The organism is Delftia tsuruhatensis NBRC 16741, assembly GCF_001571325.1.
In the GTDB taxonomy this organism is placed as follows: Bacteria; Pseudomonadota; Gammaproteobacteria; order Burkholderiales; family Burkholderiaceae_C; genus Comamonas; species Comamonas tsuruhatensis.
Window position 1 is genome coordinate 1 of sequence record NZ_BCTO01000098.1, and the last position, 17836, is coordinate 17836.

Below are 17836 nucleotides of genomic sequence, written 5' to 3' on the forward strand. Positions count from 1 at the left end.
GGATCGCGGTAGCCTCACAGGCCCAACCGCCTTCGGGCGGTGGCGGCAGATGTGCGGCAGCCATGCCGAAGCGAGCGTTGAATACCTGCAGCCATCGCAGCGCCCCGGGCTCCCGTCGATCCAGCAGCCACTCGGACAACAACTCAAGCATCTCCGTGCTCAGCGATTCGCCATCTGCACCACGCAGACGGCGGCGCAGGTCCTCTGCATGGATGAACCGCTCACGGCGCTCGGTCAGGAACTTTGCAGCTTCGACCACGCCACCGTCAGCGCTTCGGATCGCGTTGTAGAAAACGTCGCGCCAGTCGGCGCCGGAATAGCGGCGCGTCATGGCCGTTCCCCTTGAAGGCTAGAAATTTCAGGATGGCGCCCGCGAACCGTGCCGACGACACTGCGGGCATGACGAAAAGAAAGCCCCACTCCAGCCAGCAACGCAAGCCCCACGCACCTGCCCGCGCGTGCAGCACCAAGTTGGGGAAGGAGACGAATCCCGGGCGACGTTGCCGGGTTGCTGGAGGGGGAAGGAAAGCTATGCACTGGTATCTCCCACCGCATGAGCACCACGGCGCAGCAGGACATCCCAGCGCACACGCGGCCTCAACTGCTCACAGAGAACACCTGTGCTCTCCTCGATGAGAGGGCAGTACTCAGCGGGAACGCCGTTGCCAGAGTCCAGCCAATAAGACACATGCCCCTGCTTCTTACCAATCAATCGAGCGAGCGCGGCTTGGCCGCCCGCCTTCTTGATGGCAGAGAGCAGAGCATCGTGTGGATTCAAAGCAGTTTGTTGGGTCATAACAAGCTGCTTTGTATCTTACTACAAAGAATTTTGCAACCAACAAAACAAAGAAATTTGTAGCATCAAGCCATGTCGCTGACCCACCCACAACTTGCCGAACGAATACGCCTTGCCATGGAGATCGCCAAAATGCCTAGCCAGAGCGAGCTTGCAAGGGCCGTGGGTATCAAGCCGCAGGCGGTGCAGTACTTGCTCGACCCACGCAACAACGCCACCGGCAGCAAGCACTTGGTGAAGATTGCCGAGGCGCTTGGAGTGAATGCGGTGTGGCTCGCCACAGGCCTGGGAGAACCTACGGACCAGCAAACGCAGTCAAACGTTGAGCCCGGCCCAGACGTCAATCGCGGCATCCTTTACCCCTTGATCACCTGGGTGCAAGCCGGGGTCTGGAACGGCAACTGTGAGGCCTTCACCCCCTACCAGGCAGAGCAGTGGTACATGAGTCCACACAACCTCGGGCCAAGAGGGTACGTTTTGCGGGTGCGCGGCGAGTCCATGACAAATCCCCAGGGGCGCTACTCGTTCCCGGAGGGAATGCTTCTTTTCGTCAACCCCGACAAAGATCCAACACCTGGACAATTCGTGATCGCCCGCCGCGATGCAGACAACGAGGCGACCTTCAAGCGGTACACCCTGGTTGATGGGAAGCCCTACCTTGAGGCCCTAAATCCAGACTGGCCGCACAAGTACATAGAGATGCGTCCGGGCGACACCTTCGGCGGCATTGTTGTAGATGCATCGTTCGGGAAACTCCCCTGATCTACAAATTGCCTTGTTGACACAGGCAACAAATTGATTTGTAATTCGCCTGCCTGAGCCCCCGCTCAGGCGGGCGCACCGGCCTGCAAAGCCGCGCGCCCTCCGTCAAACAGGAGGCCCGGCATGCAATGCAGCAGTACAGCAGACAGTGCACACGTCTGCACCCTCACCCTCGCCGTAGACACGATGCCGCTGCAGCGGCAAATACAGCAGCTTGAGCGCCTGCTCTGGCCCTATCGACTCGCCGCAATGTGCGATGCCGCGACCGCACGGGTGCAGCAAGGCATCCTGCACGCAGCCGGAGAGGCATACATTGCCCTCGACATCCCGCCCCCGGACAGTCACGTCATTGACGTGCTGATGAGCATCCCCGGCTTGGCCGGCGTCGTGCTGACCGACGACGCAGGGGGCGAGTGATGGCCCTCTACACCGTCACATGCGGTCGCACGCGCCACACGATCCGCGCGACCGGCGCCGCTGATGCCATCGCCCGCGCAATGGCCCTCTTCGGCCACGGACACCCCATCAGCGCGAGGGCCGCGCGATGAGCCGCCCGCCCATTCAGATGGACGGCCCGCACCGTCCACGCCGCGCCATGCGCCGTGCAGCCAGCCGCTGGGCTGTGGTCGTGGTACTCGCACTGGTTGCAGTGCTCTGCATCGTCGCGCCACCCGCCATCGCAGCCGCCATCCACTTCGGGGGCACGCCATGGCTCTGATCCAGATCACCGGCACCCTGGTGCAGGACGCCGAAGTGCGCACGCTGCCGCAAGGCCCGGACAGCACCCCCATGCCCGTGCTCGTCGCCATCTTCGATAGCGACGGCCCCGGCCAACTGCCCGTCAAAGCCGAGCTTGTCTACCCGCCCAACCTGCGGCCGCAAGCCCAGCAATACGCAAAGACGCTCAAGCGCGGCATGCGCGTGTCCGTCACTGCGCCCATCCACCAGATCCGCACAACGCTGGGCCACTGCCAGGCCATCCAGCCGCTGCGCGAACCCGCTCCCGATCAATCCCAACTGCAACTCCTGGAGGCCGCTCATGGCTAATCCCATCGTGATCGCTGTTTCCCTCGTCGGCCCTGGCGAAGTCCAGATTGAAACCAACCTGCAGGCACCCCGCCCGGGCGCGCCCCTGGCTCCCCAGGAGGCTGCAGCGCTGGAACTTGTCCAGCAAGGCGCCAAGCAACCGTCTTGCCGCCGCGTGCTCTTCGACACCGCCAAGGTCGATCCCGACACCGCTGCGTGCATTGACCTGGTGCGCGAACTGTTCAACCCCGAGGGCTTCGCGCACAGCGTCAGTGCCGAAGTGCGTAACGCGGCGCGCCGCGCCTTCGGTATCAAGGGCCAGCAGGAGGGTCTTGCAGCATGACCACCGCGAACGACAACCCGACAGCCGCCCTGCCCACACCCGGCGCGGGCGCCCTGATGCTGCATGTGCCCCTCCAGAGCATCGCCCGCAGCTTGCGCAACCCTCGCAAGCATTTCGACCAGGCAAAGCTGCAGGAACTGGCGGACAGCATCAAGGCCACGGGCGTGCATCAGCCCATCCTGCTGCGTCCGCTGCCCGAATCTCGCATTGCCGATGAGCAGGCATGGGCTAAGGCCGAGAAGCGCGAGCGCGCGCAGTATGAGCTGATCGCAGGCGAGCGCCGGTGGCGCGCCAGCCAACTGGCCGGCCTGGCAGAGATCCCCGCGATGATTCGCCCGATGTCCGACGCCGACGCCCTGCGCGCCGCCGTCATCGAAAACCTGCAACGGGCCGACATCACGAAGCTGGAGGAGGCCGAGGGCTACCGCGAACTATTGGACCTCGGCGAGACCACGGCCGAGAAGATAGCCGAGGACGTGGGCAAGAGCCGAACCTATGTGTTCAACGTGCTCAAGATCTTGGATCTGTGCGAGATGGGCCGCGAAATGGTTCGCACCGGCACGATGGACTGGTCAATCGCGCAGACGGTCGCGCGTATCCCCGTCGAATCGTTGCAAACAAAGGCCCTGGAAGAAATCAAGCGCCACGCCGAATACGGTCAGCCATACACGGCTCGCACAGCCCAGGCGATGGTGCAACGTGAATTCATGCTGCGCCTTGATCGCGCCCCGTTTGATCGCAACGATGCCCAACTGTGTACGCGTGCCGGGGCCTGCACCACTTGCAGCTACCGAACCGGCGCCAACCCCGACGCGTATGCGGATGTGGACAGTGCAGACGTCTGCACAAATCCGCCTTGCTACCACGAAAAAGAAGAGGCTCACACGGCCCAGGTGCGCCAAAAGGCCGTGGACCAGGGCCTGGAGGTCATCGACGGCCGCGCCGCAAAGGAATTGATCCCGCACGCATACGGCGGCACCGTCAAAGGCTATCTGCGTCTGGACAACGCCTATGACAGCCCCGTCAACGGCAAGACCCTGCGCAAGCTGGTGCACAAAGCACTCGACACCTCGGGCATCAAGCCCACGATGATCATCAACCCGCACGACAAGAAAGAGTTGATTGCCGTTGTCACGAAAGAGCAGGCAGCGGAATTGCTCAAGATCGCAGGCAAGGCCGAGGCCCATCAGAAGCAGCAGGAGGCAAACGAGAGCCAGGCCAAAGCCGATGCCCAGGCGGAAAAGAAGGCTGCTGTGGAGGAATACGAACGCGCATGGCGGCGGGAGATCGTCCGCCGGATCGCAGTCCAGAGCAAGAATCCCACCGCTGCCCTGTTGATCGCGAGCCAGCAGATTGCCGCAAGGAGCATCGTCAACACGCTCAACGGCGACGACGCGAAAGAGCTGTGCAAGATGCTGGAACTGGGCAAGGTTGCGCCCAAGGATGCAATGCGCGACCTGGCAGCCGAGTCTGCCTCACCGATTGCCGTCGCTGGCTTGGTGCTGGCCCTGCGGGACTCGGCATATTCGCCGTGGTACTGGGAACACAACCCCGAGGCCCCGCAAAACCCCAATCTCATGACCATGGCCGAAGCCTGCGGCGTGGACATCGAGGCCGTGAAGGCGGAAACCAAGGCGAACTTGCGTGCAGCCAAGGCCCAGGCAAAAGCAGCCGCGAAGCCCTCCGAACCTGCCGCTCCGAAGGCGGATCTACCCCTTGATCCCGCTGCGCGCGCTGGCGAGAGTCGCGCGAAGGGCAAAGCCAAAAAATCCCCCGCTGCGCGTGCGAGCGCCGAGCCGAAGACGACTGCCGCCGAGGCCTCGGCCGCTATCGCGGCCGCGCTCCAAGACCAAGAATCAGGCGCGGCCGCAGCCGCGCAAAGCGACGAGGGGGCGCCTGTCGCTGACGCGCAGGCACCCATTCAAGGTGCGGCTGCAGCCGCACAGGGCGACGATGCAGGCCCAGTCGCAGCTGACGCTGCGCAGGTCCTGCCGCCCTCCCCTGCGGCCGCTGATGTTGACCAGGCCATGCCCCATGACACGCAGCAGTCTGCGCCCGCGCAGACTGCCACCGCTGACGATGGCCAGGACAGTGCGGACGCCGGCACCGGGGCGGCAGATAAAGCAGCCACCAGCCAGGCGCCCACGTTCGCGGCCGGCGACCTGGTGCGCGTCAAGGACGGCCTCAAAGGCACGACGGGGAGGCCCCTCAAAGAGTGCGGCCGCGTGGGCGTGGTGCGGCCCGGCCATTTGTCGCTGATCGTGGAGTTTGGCCGTGGCGTAGGCCAGCGCGCAGGCTTCGAGGCCGACGAGCTGGATCCCTACACAGCGGACCCCATCGTGGGCAAGCGCGTGCGCGTCCTGCATGTCGGCGCAGCAGCTAACCGCTTGGAATTCCTGTGGCGCGAGGGCAAGGTGCTTGCCGCCCGTGAAGACGGCTGGGAAATCGAGTTTGCCGGCAAGCCCGGGACCGTCGCAAAGACCGCCATTTTTGGCACCGAAGAACTGGAGAGCCTGGCATGAGCACCCAAAATTCAACCCACGCAGCAGTCGCCGCCCTGCGCCTCTATGAGGCGGCTCACGAAGACCTGTTTGTGCAGTGCTGCAGCAATCCCATCAAGAACGCCTGGGGCAAAGAGGTGAACCTCACCAAGCTGAACATTGCGCACGAAGCAGCCGGCCGCGCTCTCAACGCCTCGTCCGCCCTGGAAGCGCCTGCAGCCCAAGACCTGCCGGCCGATGAGTTCCGGGGCGACACGCCCAGCCTGGTGCGCAACATCATCGCGCTGCTGGAATTCGACGCCGAGGGAGCCCTGGTGCCGCATGGCATTGGAGGCCACGCTCGTGGTCTGCTGTCTGCGGCGGCCGCCCGGCTGGCAGCAGCGCCCCAGGCACCTGCTGCGCCCGGGGGCGATGAGCGCGAGGCTTTCGAGGCCTGGATCAAAAAGGATGGCGGCGATCTGAGCACGTTCGGCAGTGGCCAGAACCGCCACTACAACAACAGCGGCGTGGACAACGCTTGGACCGGATGGACTTCGCGCGCCGCTCTGGCAGCACCTGCTGTGCCAGAAGATCCCATGGACTGGCCGCTGCCGTGCGACGTGACCGTGGGGCACGGGACTATCCGCAAGGGCTGCAAGCTGCGCACCTTGGTGTTGCGCATGCAGGCTCTCTACAACCTGGCCCAGGAAACTGAACTGGCTGCACCTGCTGCACCTGCTGCGCCTGCAGTGGATGCCATGTGGCCACTGCCCGGCGACTTGGTGCGATATGGCGAAGGAGTGACCGCGCTGGCATTGCTTGGCGCCCCTCATGCGCGCGGCTGGCACAGCGAGCAGTGCATGGGGGGGCACCTGTATCACACCGACGCGTACCGCCCAACTGATACGGATCGTCGCATGTGGGCTGCTTGCGCCGTGGAGTGGCGAGGCAAGACCATGGCAGAAGCCAGACGAGAGGCAGGACTTCCACCGTTTCCTCTCGTCAACCCAATCCCCCAGGCAAAGCCGGAGTGCTGACCATGCGAATGATGTGCCCGCACTGCAACGAGTTTGCATACACCCGCACCAGCCAGCAGCTGACCAGGACCAGCCGAGAAACCATCTTCCAGTGCCGCAATACCGACTGCGGCCATGTGTTCTCGGCTGTGACGGAAATCAACCGCACGATCAGCCCGAGCGCGATCCCTGACCCCAGGGTGATCCTACCCATGAGCACGCACATCAAGCGCCAACTGCTGCAAACGCAGCTGGCCGAGATGCCAAGCGCGCCACACCGCACGGGCATGCATCCAGTCTTTGGAGCAGACCTATCATGAGCAGCCGACGCAAACCCTTCCGCAGCCGCTGGGCTGGCCGCCCTGACACGTTCGCCGTGATCAACCACCACGGCACCAAGCTGACAACCGAAGAGGTCGCATCGATCATCGACCCTGTGCGCGAGTGCTTCGCGCAGATCCGCGCCGGCACAGCTACCGAGGTGCACGCGACGGTCATGCACAGCACCATCCAGGTCGCACAGGAGATCGAGCGCGGCGGCATCGTGCGGGGCCTGGCCGAGCACTTCGACAGCGCCCTGGCCGCGTGCGATGCCTACTACGCTCGGGGCATGGCCGCTGGCACCTGGCGCCCCAGCGCCGTGCACTTCTACGAGCTGGACGCCCTCACGACAGCGATTGATCTGCACGTCTACCAGTTGCAGCAGCTCACGGCCGGAGAGATCCACGAAGTGACACGCCGGCTTGTCGCCCGCACGCAGAGCAGCGGCAGCGAGATGCTGCAGGCAGAGACGGACCTCACCGCAACCAGCCCGTACCACCCAAAGCGCAAGGAGGTGCATGCATGAGCGCGACCCCCATCCTGCAATTCGCGCCGGCCGCGCTGGAACGCGACCAGGCCGCCGCCTATGTCTCGCTGGGCATCTCGACATTCGAGCGCCTGGTGCAAGCAAAGCAGGCGCCACTGCCGCGCATGTTTCCCGAAACGCGGCGTGTCGCATGGCTGCGCTCCGAGCTGGACGCTTGGCTACTGGGCCTGCCTCCCTCAAATTTGTTGCCCCCTGAGAACACGGGAGCGCCCAAGCGCGGCCGCAAGACCAAGGCGCAGATCATTGCGCAGCAAGTTGCTCCCAATGCGCCGACAGTGTAAGCAGCCAGGCCCGTCGCTCCTGGTCGTACTGGTGTCTGTTGTACGTGGCCTCGGGCAAGATGTGCCCGAGCACACTCTCGCCCACGTCAGCCGGGCATTTCAGCGCTGCCAGCTGCGTGCGCACAGTTCGCCGCAAGTCATGAGGCGCCCAAGGCTCCATCTGCAGGCGCTGCCGCATGCTGTTCTCGTACGGCGTCGGCGTATCCGGCCGGGCAGCCCAGATCGCCACGCCCAAAACTTTTTGCTCGACATGTCGAACAGCGGCACCGGGCCGCGACGGGAAAAGAAAGCCTGTGCCGTGTTCCTCGCGGCGCCGGCGCACGACATCTAGGGCACGCCCAACCAGGGGCACGCGCAGGTCCGTCAGATTCTCATTGCGCGCCATCTTGAGACGCTCACGCGGCACAGTCCACCAAACACCATCGGGCTCGTCCGTGATTTCTGCGCCGCTCATCGCCACGATCTCCGCACCACGCGCCCCAGTCCAAAGATAGAGGATCAGCAGGTCGCTGATCAGCGTGGAGAAATTGGGCAGGAAACGAATCAGCTTCCCCACCTCTGCAGGTTGCAGCGCCCGCTTTTTTACGCCCTGGTGCTCGCCCTTGACGATCTTGCCCCGGCTACGCAGCTTGCCCCGCAAGATCTGGCGCCACCAGTTGGGCACATCCTCGGGAATGCGGCCGGCATCGAGCGCGTATTCCCAAGCCGCCCCCAACTCAGTACGCAGCGTGTTTGCCAGAACAGGCGCGTGTGACGCCACAGTCTCCAGCAAACCAAAGGCCAGAGCGCGCGTGACCTGGCCAGGCTCCAGCGGCTGCAGCTTGGTTGTGTAGTCCACCAGCAGCCGCCGAGCCTCTGCCGCCCCCTTCGGTTTGCGGTGACGCTCGATGTGCCCATGGAGATAGTCCTCGATGAGCTGGCCAACTGTATAGACACCCTCGGCCGCACGCGCGGCCGACTGGGCTGCAGCCACCTTTACGGACCGCTTTTTTTCCTTGGCCAAGTCCTCGCCTGAGTCCCGCCGGCGGCGCAGTTGATCCCACACAGCCAACGCGGCCGGATACCCCATCTCAGGCCAATGGCCTATCGCCACCTGGCGCATCCGCTCGTCCACCGGACTCTTATAGCGATACAGCCAGGTAGTACGGCTCGCCCTTGCCACCAGGCGAAGGCCGGGAGCGTCATCGACAATAATGTGCTCCCCTGGCTGTAGTGCTTTGGCTCTGCGCGCGTTGAAACTCATCCACTCCTCCAGCGGCGTAACATTCCCGATAATTCGGGAAATGAACGGCGTAACATTTCAGCCCATGCGAGCAAAAAAGTTACGCCACGGCGCGAAGTGTAGCGGGGTTTCTTTGAGACGTTGGCACGCTGTATTTACATACAGCAGCACAACCTAAGTTATTGATGACAAAAGTTAAATCCGAGAATAGCGAACCCAATCAAGAACTTAGCGCGGTCGATTTGGCGCAACATACGCCCATGATGCAGCAGTACCTGGGCATCAAGATCAACTACCCCGACACGCTGGTTTTCTACCGCATGGGGGATTTCTACGAGCTGTTCTTCGGGGATGCGGAGAAGGTGGCGCGGCTGCTGGATATCACGCTGACCACGCGCGGGCAGACGGCGGGGCAGCCGATTCCCATGGCGGGCGTGCCCTTCCATGCGCTGGAGAACTACCTGGGCCGGCTGATCAAGCTGGGCGAGTCGGTGGCGATCTGCGAGCAGGTGGGCGAGGTGGGCGCCGCCAAGGGCCCGGTGGAGCGCAAGGTGGTGCGCGTGGTGACGCCGGGCACGCTGACCGACAGTGAACTGCTGTCGGACAAGAGCGAGGCGATCTTGCTGTCCCTGCACACGGCCGGGCGCCAGCGCTGCGGCTTGGCCTGGATGGCGGTGACGCAGGGGCGCATCCATCTGGCCGAATGCTCCCACGACGAGCTGGGCGCCTGGATTTCGCGCATTGCGCCCAGCGAGCTGATCTACAGCGCAGGCGTGACCGAGCGTTTCGAGCAGAGCCTGTTCGCGCTGCGCCATGGCGGCTCCATTGCCTGCCCGTTGTCGCCGCGCCCCGACTGGCAGTTCGACGGCGGCCTGGGCGAGCGCAAGCTGCTGGAGCTGCTGGGCGCGGCCAGCCTCAAGGCCTGGGAGGCCGAGGACCTGCCGCTGGCCCATGGCGCCAGCGCCGCCCTGTTGTCGTATGCGGAGCACACGCAGGGCCGCAGCCTGTCGCACATCCACGCTCTGCAGGTGCAGCGCGACGATGAGCTGATTGCGCTGCCGCTGGCCACGCGCCGCAACCTGGAGCTGGTCAAGACGCTGCGCGGCGAGGATTCGCCCACATTGTTCTCCCTGCTGGACACCTGCATGACGGGCATGGGCAGCCGCCTGCTCAAGGCCTGGCTGCTGGAGCCGCGACGCGACCGCACGCAGGCCATGGCGCGTCTGGAGGCCACGCGGGCGCTGCAGGGCGCCAGCGCAGGCGGCATGGCCGCGCCCTGGCAGCAGTTGCGCGAGCAGCTCAAGGGCGTGAGCGATGTGGAGCGCATCACGGCGCGCACCGCGCTGCGCCAGGTGCGCCCGCGCGAGCTGGTGGGACTGGGCCGCACGCTGCAAAAGGCGGCCTTGCTGGCCCAGGCCGGGCAGACACCCTCGGCCCACCTGACCCAGCTGTTTGCCGACCTGCAGCCGCCCGAGGGCTGCGCCGAGCTGCTGGTGCGCGCCATCATGGAAGAGCCGGCCGCCCTGGTGCGCGACGGCGGCGTGTTTGCCACAGGCTACGACGCCGAGCTGGACGAGCTGCGCGCCATCCAGAACAACTGCGACGACTTCCTGCTGGAGCTGGAGGCCAAGGAAAAGCTGCTCACCGGCATTCCCAACCTGCGCGTGCAGTTCAACAAGGTGCACGGCTTCTATATAGAGATCACCAACAGCTACAAGGACGCGGTGCCCGAGCGCTACCGCCGCCGCCAGACGCTGAAGAACGCCGAGCGCTATATCACGCCCGAGCTCAAGGCCTTCGAGGACAAGGCCCTGTCCGCGCAGGAGCGCGCGCTGCAGCGCGAAAAGTTCCTCTACGAGCAGTTGCTGGACCAGCTGCAGCCCCATGTGCCGGCGCTCACGCGCGTGGCCGGTGCCATTGCCGCCATCGACGTGCTGTGCACGCTGGCCGAGCGCTCGCTGACGCTGAACTGGTGCGCGCCCGAGTTCGTGAACCATCCCTGCATCGAGATCGAGGCCGGCCGCCACCCCGTGGTGGAGGCTCGCATGGCCGAGACCTCCAGCGGCAGCTTCATCGCCAACCACACGCGCATGAACGCCAACACACGCATGCAGATCATCACCGGCCCCAACATGGGCGGCAAATCGACCTATATGCGCCAGGTGGCGCTGATCGTGCTGCTGGCCAGCATGGGCTCGCATGTGCCGGCGTCCTGCTGCCGGCTGGGGCCCATCGACGCCATCCACACGCGCATCGGCGCGGCCGACGACCTGGCCAATGCCCAGTCCACCTTCATGATGGAGATGACCGAGGCCGCGCAGATCCTGCATTCGGCCACGCCGCACAGCCTGGTGCTGATGGACGAGATCGGCCGGGGCACCAGCACCTTCGACGGCCTGGCGCTGGCCAGCGGCATCGCCACCCAGCTGCACGACAGGACGCGCGCCTTCACGCTGTTTGCCACGCACTACTTCGAGCTGACCGAGCTGCCGGCCAAGGCACGCGCGGCCGTGAACATGCATGTGAGCGCGGCGGAGTCGGGCCAGGACATCGTCTTCCTGCACGAGATCCAGCCCGGCCCGGCCAGCCGCAGCTACGGTATCCAGGTGGCCAAGCTGGCGGGCATGCCTGCCGGCGTGCTGCACCACGCGCGCCATGCGCTGGAGGCACTGGAGGCCCATGCCGACGAGGGCCGCCTGCAGGTGGACCTGTTCGATGCGCCCGACATGCCCGAGCCCGAGAGCCGCCACGACCCGCTGGCCCAGGCGCTGGCCGCCATCAATCCCGACGCACTGAGCCCGCGCGAGGCGCTGGAGGCCCTCTACCAGCTCAAGAAGATCGCTGCCTGAACGCGGTCAATCACCTCCCACTAAACTTGTCGATCCCGCAGTTTCGGATGTTCCCATGACTTATTGCGTTGCCATCAAGCTCAACGCCGGCCTGGTTTTCCTGGCCGACTCGCGCACCAATGCCGGCCTGGACCAGATCAGCTCTTTCCGCAAGCTCATGGTCTACGAGAACCCCGGCGACCGCTTCATGGTGCTGCTGTCGGCCGGCAACCTGTCCATCACCCAATCGGTGCGCGAGCTGCTGGAGAGCCAGCAGCTGCGCGACGAGGCCACGGGCGACATGCTGACCATCTGGAACGTGCGCAGCATGTTCGACGCGGCCCGCGTGCTGGGCGCAGCCGTGCGCCATGTGTACGAGCGCGACGGCGTGGCGCTGTCCCGGTCGGGCGTGGACTTCAATATCTCGCTGGTGCTGGGCGGACAGATCCAGGGCGAGAACATGCGGCTGTTCCAGGTCTACTCGGCAGGCAACTTCATCGAGGCCACGAGCGAGACGCCCTACTTCCAGATCGGCGAGTCCAAGTACGGCAAGCCCGTGCTGGACCGCGTGATCACGCCGCGCACGCCGCTGGACGAGGCCGCCAAGTGCGCCCTGGTGTCCATGGACAGCACGCTCAAGTCCAACCTGTCGGTGGGCCTGCCGCTGGACCTGATCGTGTACGAGAAGGACCGCTTCGCCTCCGACAAGATCGTCAGCATCGACGAGAGCAATCCGTATTTCCGCATGCTGCACGACAGCTGGGGCGAGCGCCTGCGCCATGTCTTCGACAGCATCGAGGACCCGGCCTGGGATGGCGGCGCCTCCGAGGTGCCCATCCGCGTGCACAGCCGCCAGGCCCAGCCGCTGACCAAGGTCAACGCGCCGGCAGGCGCCCTGCGCTCGTCGGCGCGCAGCATGGGCCGGCTGCCGCCTGCGGCGCTGCGCCAGCCCTATCACAGCGGCACGGGCGCGGGCCTGGGCACCTCCACGGCAGACGGTCTTGCGACCTCCCCCATGACGCCCATGCAGCCGGGCCCGGCATCGCCCGTGCGGCCCGATGCAGGCCAGCCCTCGGGCCACCAGCAAGGCGTGCCCGATGGCGCCGCACAGGCCGGCCAGGAGCCTCGGCCGTGAACGCGGCCCGGTCCGCACAGCGGGCCGAGAGCGATGCGGCGGTTGCCGGCACGGGTACGGGCGCGGGCACTGCATCGGCGCCGCTGCCCGTGGTGTTCTCGCATGCCAACAGTTTTCCGCTGCCCACCTACCGGCTGCTGCTCTCGCTGCTGGCCGAGCGCGGCATCGCGGCGCAGGGCGTGGAGCGCTTCGGCCATGACCCGCGCTTTCCCGTCACCAACAACTGGCCGCACCTGGTCGAGCAACTGGCCGAGTTCACGCGCGCCGAGGTTGAGCGCGTGGGCGGTCCGGTCTTCCTGGTCGGGCATTCGCTGGGCGGTTTCCTGAGCGTGATGACGGCCGCGCGCCATCCCGAGCTGGCGCGCGGCGTGCTGCTGATCGACTCGCCATTGCTCAGCGGCTGGCGTGCCAATGCCGTGGGGGTGGCCAAGCGCACGCAGCTGGTGGGCTCGGTCTCGCCAGGCAAGATCAGCGCGCGCCGCCGCAATGCCTGGGACAGCGATGACGAGGCGCTGGCCTATTTCCGCGCCAAGAAGGTGTTTGCGCAATGGCATCCGCAGGTGCTCCAGGACTATGTGCAGGGCGGCCTGGCCGACCTGGACGGCCGGCGCACGCTGCACTTCACGCGCGAGGTGGAGACCGCCATCTACAACACCTTGCCGCACAACCTGGCCTCGCTGCTGCACCACCATCCGCTGCGCTGCCCGGCGGCCTTCATCGGCGGGCGTGCCTCGGTGGAGATGCGCCAGGTGGGCATGGACCTGACGCGCCGCATCACGCGCGGGCGCGTGATGATGCTGGACGGCAGCCACCTGTTCCCCATGGAGCGGCCCCACGCCACGGCCGCCGCCATCGAGGCCGCGCTGCTGAACATGCAAACCTGAGCGGCGTCCGGCTCAAGCCGAGATCCGGATGGCAACCCTGGACCATGGGATGGAGCTTGAACCCCTTGGCGCCTTCCTCAAGGATCGGGCCCCATCGGCGTTCACGGCAGCGGGCGAGGGTCTTGGCGATGGCGGTCCGGCTACCCGGCGCAATCGATCATCTTGTGAAGCAGGCGCAGCAGCTGCTGCTTGTCCTCAGCGCTCAGCATGCGGCTGGCCTCTTGCTCCAGAATTTCCACCTGCGCCGCCGCCTTTTCGTGCAGGCGCTCGCCCTCGGCCGTCAGATACAGCAGCGACAGGCGCCTGTCCGCAGGATCGGCCTCGCGCCTGAGCAGGCCGCGCACCTGCAGTCTTTCCATCAGCGCCGCCATGTTGGGCTGGGAAATCATCACGGTCTCGGCGATCTGGCGCTGGGATGCGCCGGGATTGGCCGAGATCAGCGACAGCACGGCAAACTCCGACGGCTTGAGATCCAGCGCCAGCATGTGCTTCGCATAGTGAGGCCTTACGGTGGCATGGGCCAGGCGCGTGCAGTGGCCCAACTGCTGCATCAGAAAATTCTGCTGGAGTGCTGACTTCATGGGCGATGGGGTGGCTCGGTCCAAGGGGGGGGCCAGGCGCATCGAATGGGGCCTGGCGGACCTTTCGATAGAGACGGTCATGGGTTTGTCTCCTGCGTCATGGATGAGATCGGCCAGGGTCGCCGCACCTCAGGCCAGCGGGACCCGTGCCCGGTATTGCACGAAGAAATCGATGCTGCCCGGATTGGCCATGGCGTCGGGGCTGGCCACCTTGGCGGGCTCTGCACCCAGCAGCAGCTTGCGCACGGGCAGTTCCATCTTCTTGCCCGTGAGGGTGCGCGGAATCTCGGCGACATGGATGACCGCATCGGGCACATGGCGCGCAGAGGCCTGGGCCCTGATGGCATCCTTGATCCGGGCCACCAGCGCATCCGTCAGCACCAGGCCCGGAGCCAGCACCACGAACAAGGGCATGAAAGAGGGGCGCCCCAGGAACTCCAGGTCCACGACGAGGCTGTCCAAGACCTCGTCAACTTCCTCGACGACACGGTAGATCTCGGCCGTTCCCATGCGGATGCCGAAACGGTTGATCGTGGTGTCCGAGCGGCCGTAGATCACGGCCGACCCATGCTCGCTGAACGAGATCCAGTCGCCATGGCGCCAGTAGCCGGGAAAGACGTCGAAGTAGCTTTCACGGTAGCGCAGGCCATCGGCGTCGTTCCAGAAATACAAGGGCATGGAAGGCATGGGTTCGGTGATCACCAGTTCGCCCACCTCGCCGGTCACGCTGCGCCCTTGCTCGTCAAAGGCGTGCGCGGCGACGCCCAGTTCACGGCACTGGATCTCGCCCGCACGCACGGACAGCAGGGGCGCGCAGGCCACGAAGCCCGAGGCGATATCCGTTCCACCGCTGACCGAGGCCAGCCACAGATCGCGCTTGATGTTCTCGTAGACCCAGCCGTAGGCCTCCAGCGGCAGCGCCGACCCCGTGGAATTGATGGCGCGCAGTTTCTCGAAGCGGCGGGCCCGGGCGGGCACCACGCCATCCTTCATGGTCTTGGCCAGAAAGGCCGCGCCGCAACCGAACAGCGTGACCTGCTGGCGATCGATGAAGTCCCACAATGCGCCATCGTCGGGCGAGGTCGGGTTGCCATCGGACAGCACCACGGTGGCGCCAGCCAGCAGGCTGCCCACCATGAGATTCCAGACGATCCAGCCCGTGCTGCCCAGGAACATGAAGCGGTCGCCGGGCCGCACGTCGTGCTGCAGCCCATGGGTCTTGAGGTGGGTGAGCACGATGCCGCCATGGCTGTGCACCATGGCCTTGGGCAGTCCCGTAGTGCCCGAGGAATAGACCACCCACAGCGGGTGCGAGAACGGCAAGCGCTCGAAGACCGGCTCTGCGGGCCTGGCCAGCGCGTCGGCCCAGGCCATGACATCGCGCCAGGGCAGCTCGCACGCGGGGTCCCCGGGCCTGAACAGGGGGCCGGGCACATGGATCACATGGCCTATCTCGGGCAATCCCCGCAGCACCTCGCCGAGTACGGCGCGGCGATCGAAACACCGTCCCCCGTAGACATAGCTATCGGTGGCGAAAATCAGCTTGGGGCCGATCTGCTGGAAGCGGTCCAGCACCACGGAAACACCCATCTCGGGCGCGCAGCTGGACCAGATGGCGCCTATGCTGGCGCAGGCCAGGAAGGCCACGACCGCCTGGGGCACATTGGGCAGGTAGGCCACGACGCGATCGCCGCGGCCCAGGCCGAGCTCGCGCATCCGGGCCGCGAGCGCCGCCACGTCACGCTCCAGCTGCCGCCATGACAGCTCCACCGGCTCGGCGCCTTCGCAGCGCGCGATGATGGCCGGGTGCTCGGTGCTGGCGCTGCGGAACACATGCTCGGCATAGTTAAGTTGCGTGTCGGGAAACCACTGCGCGCCCGGCATTCCGCGCTCACCGAGCACGCGCGTCGGGTCACCGTCGGCCATGACCTGGAAGTAGTCCCAGATCGAGCGCCAGAAGCCATCGAGATCCGTGACCGACCACTGCCACAGCGCCTGGTAGCCATCGAAGCGCCTATCCCTTGCCGCAGCCAGCCAATCCATGTAGCGCGCCAGGCCGCTTTGCGCGACCTGCTGCGGGCTGGGACGCCACATCAACTGCCCTTGTTCGATGGCCATGGCAACCCTCGGAAAAAGTTATAAAAAAAACATATTTTTTATAACCATAGAACATCATCATTCTCAGAAGTACAGGGGTTTTCATGGGGCAACCACGCGCTCTTCATGCGGTTGCTCCCCCGGGCACATGACGCAAAAAAGCCACCCGAAGGTGGCTTGTCCCATCGATGGCCCGGCCCTGGTCAGCCGCCGCTCCAGTTGACCAGGCCCGTGAAGGCCGTGACCAGCACGATGATGCCGAAGGCGATGCGGTACCAGGCAAACGGCACGAAGCTGTTGGTGGAGATGTAGCGCAGCAGCCAGCGCACGCACAGCCAGGCGCTGATGAAGGAGAACACCAGGCCCACGGCGAACATGGGGATGTCGTCCACCGACAGCAGGGCGCGCTCCTTGTAGAGGCTGTAGACGCCGGCGCCGATCAGCGTGGGAATGGCCAGGAAGAACGAAAAATCGGTCGCCGCCTTGCGCGACAGGCCCATGAGCATGCCGCCGATGATGGTGGCGCCGCTGCGGCTGGTGCCGGGGATCATGGCCAGGCACTGCACCAGGCCGACCTTGAGGGCATCGAGCGGCGTCATCTCGTCCACGGTCTGCACGCGCATGGCCGAGGCGGGCCGGCGCTCGGCCCACAGGATGACGAAGCCGCCCAGGATGAAGGTGGTGGCCACCACGGTGGGCGTGAACAGGTGCGCCTTGATGAACTTGCCGAAGATCAGCGCCAGCACCACGGCCGGCAGGAAGCCGATGATGACGTTCAGCGTGAGCCGCTGCGCCTGGCCGCTGGTGGGCAGGTCGACCACGGTGGAGCGGATCTTCTGCCAGTACACCAGCACCACGGCGAAGATGGCACCGGTCTGGATGGCGATGTCGAAGACCTTGGCCTTGGCATCGTCGAAGCCCAGCAGCGAACCGGCCAGGATGAGGTGGCCGGTGGAGGAGATGGGAAGGAACTCCGTCAGCCCTTCCACGATGCCCATGATGGCGGCCTTGACCAGCAAAAGAATGTCCACGGCAAGCGTCCTGTCGCAATGCAAAAGTGCGCCATTATCTGCGCTGGCCATGGCCTGCCGATGGACGCCTGCCGGCCCGCCGGCGGCAATCGCAAACTTTTACAACGGCCGGCGCGTGACGTTGCTGTGCGCCCGGCGCTGTGCTGCAATGTGGGGGCGCTGGATTTCGGCGCGCCTTCAAAACCATTCCATCATGAAAAAAATCGTTGTTCTGGCAGTTGTCTCCCTGGCCTGCAGCATCGGCATGGCCGCCGGAGACAAGGCCCCCACGGCCCAGCAAAAGCTGATGGGCACCTGCAACACCGAAGCCGCCGGCAAGAAGGGCGACGAGCGCAAGGAGTTCATGAAGTCCTGCCTGTCCGACGGCAAGAAGCGCCAGCAGGAACGCATGAAGACCTGCAATGCCGACGCCACCGGCAAGAAGGGCGACGAGCGCAAGGCGTTCATGAGTGAATGCTTGAAGAAGGACTGACCCCCTGAGGCGCT

General features: G+C 65.4%; 18 protein-coding genes and 1 pseudogene. 13 read left to right on the forward strand and 6 right to left on the reverse strand.

The genetic code is table 11. The features are described 5' to 3' along the window. Both DTS01S_RS28865 and DTS01S_RS30170 read right to left on the reverse strand, forming a co-directional pair. A pseudogene (locus DTS01S_RS28865) lies at positions 1–331 on the reverse strand (hypothetical protein); the annotation flags it as partial. Between the two features lie 198 nt (positions 332–529). Continuing rightward, the gene (locus tag DTS01S_RS30170) at positions 530–796 is read right to left on the reverse strand and encodes a helix-turn-helix domain-containing protein (RefSeq protein WP_074931811.1); all 267 of its coding nucleotides are present in this window, start codon (positions 794–796) and stop codon (positions 530–532) included. A 72-nt stretch (positions 797–868) separates the two neighbouring features. Between DTS01S_RS30170 and DTS01S_RS28870 the strand changes: the two genes are divergently transcribed. The 9 genes from DTS01S_RS28870 (at position 869) to DTS01S_RS28910 (ending at position 7572) form a co-directional block, all read left to right on the forward strand. Then, entirely contained in the window at positions 869–1558 is a 690-nt protein-coding gene (locus tag DTS01S_RS28870; protein WP_254787966.1) for a LexA family protein, read from the forward strand. A gap of 123 nt (positions 1559–1681) precedes the next feature. Continuing rightward, entirely contained in the window at positions 1682–1975 is a 294-nt protein-coding gene (locus DTS01S_RS28875; protein ID WP_061290048.1) for a hypothetical protein, read from the forward strand. 291 nt (positions 1976–2266) lie between these two features. Beyond that, positions 2267–2605, forward strand: coding sequence for a hypothetical protein (locus tag DTS01S_RS28880; protein ID WP_061290050.1), 339 nt, complete (start codon positions 2267–2269; stop codon positions 2603–2605). Beyond that, on the forward strand, positions 2598–2927 hold the full coding sequence (locus DTS01S_RS28885; RefSeq protein ID WP_061290053.1) for a hypothetical protein: 330 nt from the start codon (positions 2598–2600) through the stop codon (positions 2925–2927). Before DTS01S_RS28880 ends, DTS01S_RS28885 begins: the two co-directional genes overlap by 8 nt. Further along, positions 2924–5449: a ParB/RepB/Spo0J family partition protein gene (locus DTS01S_RS28890; RefSeq protein ID WP_061290056.1), complete on the forward strand. Its 2526-nt coding sequence runs from the start codon at positions 2924–2926 to the stop codon at positions 5447–5449. Before DTS01S_RS28885 ends, DTS01S_RS28890 begins: the two co-directional genes overlap by 4 nt. Next, entirely contained in the window at positions 5446–6444 is a 999-nt protein-coding gene (locus DTS01S_RS28895) for a hypothetical protein (RefSeq protein ID WP_061290059.1), read from the forward strand. Before DTS01S_RS28890 ends, DTS01S_RS28895 begins: the two co-directional genes overlap by 4 nt. A gap of 2 nt (positions 6445–6446) precedes the next feature. Next, on the forward strand, positions 6447–6743 hold the full coding sequence (locus tag DTS01S_RS28900; protein ID WP_061290061.1) for an ogr/Delta-like zinc finger family protein: 297 nt from the start codon (positions 6447–6449) through the stop codon (positions 6741–6743). Beyond that, positions 6740–7270: a hypothetical protein gene (locus tag DTS01S_RS28905; RefSeq protein WP_061290064.1), complete on the forward strand. Its 531-nt coding sequence runs from the start codon at positions 6740–6742 to the stop codon at positions 7268–7270. Before DTS01S_RS28900 ends, DTS01S_RS28905 begins: the two co-directional genes overlap by 4 nt. Then, positions 7267–7572 carry a helix-turn-helix transcriptional regulator gene (locus tag DTS01S_RS28910; RefSeq protein ID WP_061290067.1) on the forward strand — a complete coding sequence of 102 codons (306 nt, stop codon included), beginning with the start codon at positions 7267–7269 and terminating at the stop codon, positions 7570–7572. The genes DTS01S_RS28905 and DTS01S_RS28910 overlap by 4 nt, the downstream gene beginning before the upstream one ends. On the opposite strand, the gene DTS01S_RS28915 is transcribed toward DTS01S_RS28910, so the two are convergent. Continuing rightward, positions 7532–8815 carry a tyrosine-type recombinase/integrase gene (locus DTS01S_RS28915; protein ID WP_061290070.1) on the reverse strand — a complete coding sequence of 428 codons (1284 nt, stop codon included), beginning with the start codon at positions 8813–8815 and terminating at the stop codon, positions 7532–7534. The genes DTS01S_RS28910 and DTS01S_RS28915 overlap by 41 nt on opposite strands. A 239-nt stretch (positions 8816–9054) precedes the next feature. On the opposite strand from DTS01S_RS28915, the gene mutS reads away from it, so the two are divergent. Genes mutS through DTS01S_RS28930 form a run of 3 tightly spaced genes read left to right on the forward strand, consistent with a single transcriptional unit; the run spans position 9055 to position 13641 of the window. After that, a complete protein-coding gene (gene mutS, locus DTS01S_RS28920) occupies positions 9055–11643 on the forward strand; it encodes a DNA mismatch repair protein MutS (RefSeq protein ID WP_034399775.1) in 2589 nt (862 codons plus the stop codon). Positions 11644–11698: 55 nt separating this feature from the next. Beyond that, positions 11699–12757 (forward strand): proteasome-type protease, encoded by a 1059-nt coding sequence (locus DTS01S_RS28925; RefSeq protein ID WP_061290074.1) that lies wholly within the window; start codon positions 11699–11701, stop codon positions 12755–12757. Then, a complete protein-coding gene (locus DTS01S_RS28930; RefSeq protein WP_016454697.1) occupies positions 12754–13641 on the forward strand; it encodes an alpha/beta fold hydrolase in 888 nt (295 codons plus the stop codon). The genes DTS01S_RS28925 and DTS01S_RS28930 overlap by 4 nt, the downstream gene beginning before the upstream one ends. 140 nt (positions 13642–13781) lie before the next feature. Here DTS01S_RS28930 and DTS01S_RS28935 read toward each other — a convergent pair whose 3' ends face one another. The 3 genes from DTS01S_RS28935 to DTS01S_RS28945 form a co-directional block, all read right to left on the reverse strand. Further along, positions 13782–14222, reverse strand: coding sequence for a MarR family winged helix-turn-helix transcriptional regulator (locus DTS01S_RS28935; RefSeq protein ID WP_016449686.1), 441 nt, complete (start codon positions 14220–14222; stop codon positions 13782–13784). A gap of 129 nt (positions 14223–14351) precedes the next feature. Then, the gene (locus DTS01S_RS28940; RefSeq protein ID WP_061290077.1) at positions 14352–16340 is read right to left on the reverse strand and encodes an acetoacetate--CoA ligase; all 1989 of its coding nucleotides are present in this window, start codon (positions 16338–16340) and stop codon (positions 14352–14354) included. A gap of 182 nt (positions 16341–16522) precedes the next feature. Next, positions 16523–17350 (reverse strand): undecaprenyl-diphosphate phosphatase, encoded by an 828-nt coding sequence (locus DTS01S_RS28945; protein WP_016449688.1) that lies wholly within the window; start codon positions 17348–17350, stop codon positions 16523–16525. A gap of 193 nt (positions 17351–17543) precedes the next feature. On the opposite strand from DTS01S_RS28945, the gene DTS01S_RS28950 reads away from it, so the two are divergent. Beyond that, complete coding sequence (locus DTS01S_RS28950) at positions 17544–17822, forward strand: PsiF family protein (protein WP_016454694.1); 279 nt, start codon at positions 17544–17546, stop codon at positions 17820–17822. Positions 17823–17836 lie beyond the last annotated feature (14 nt).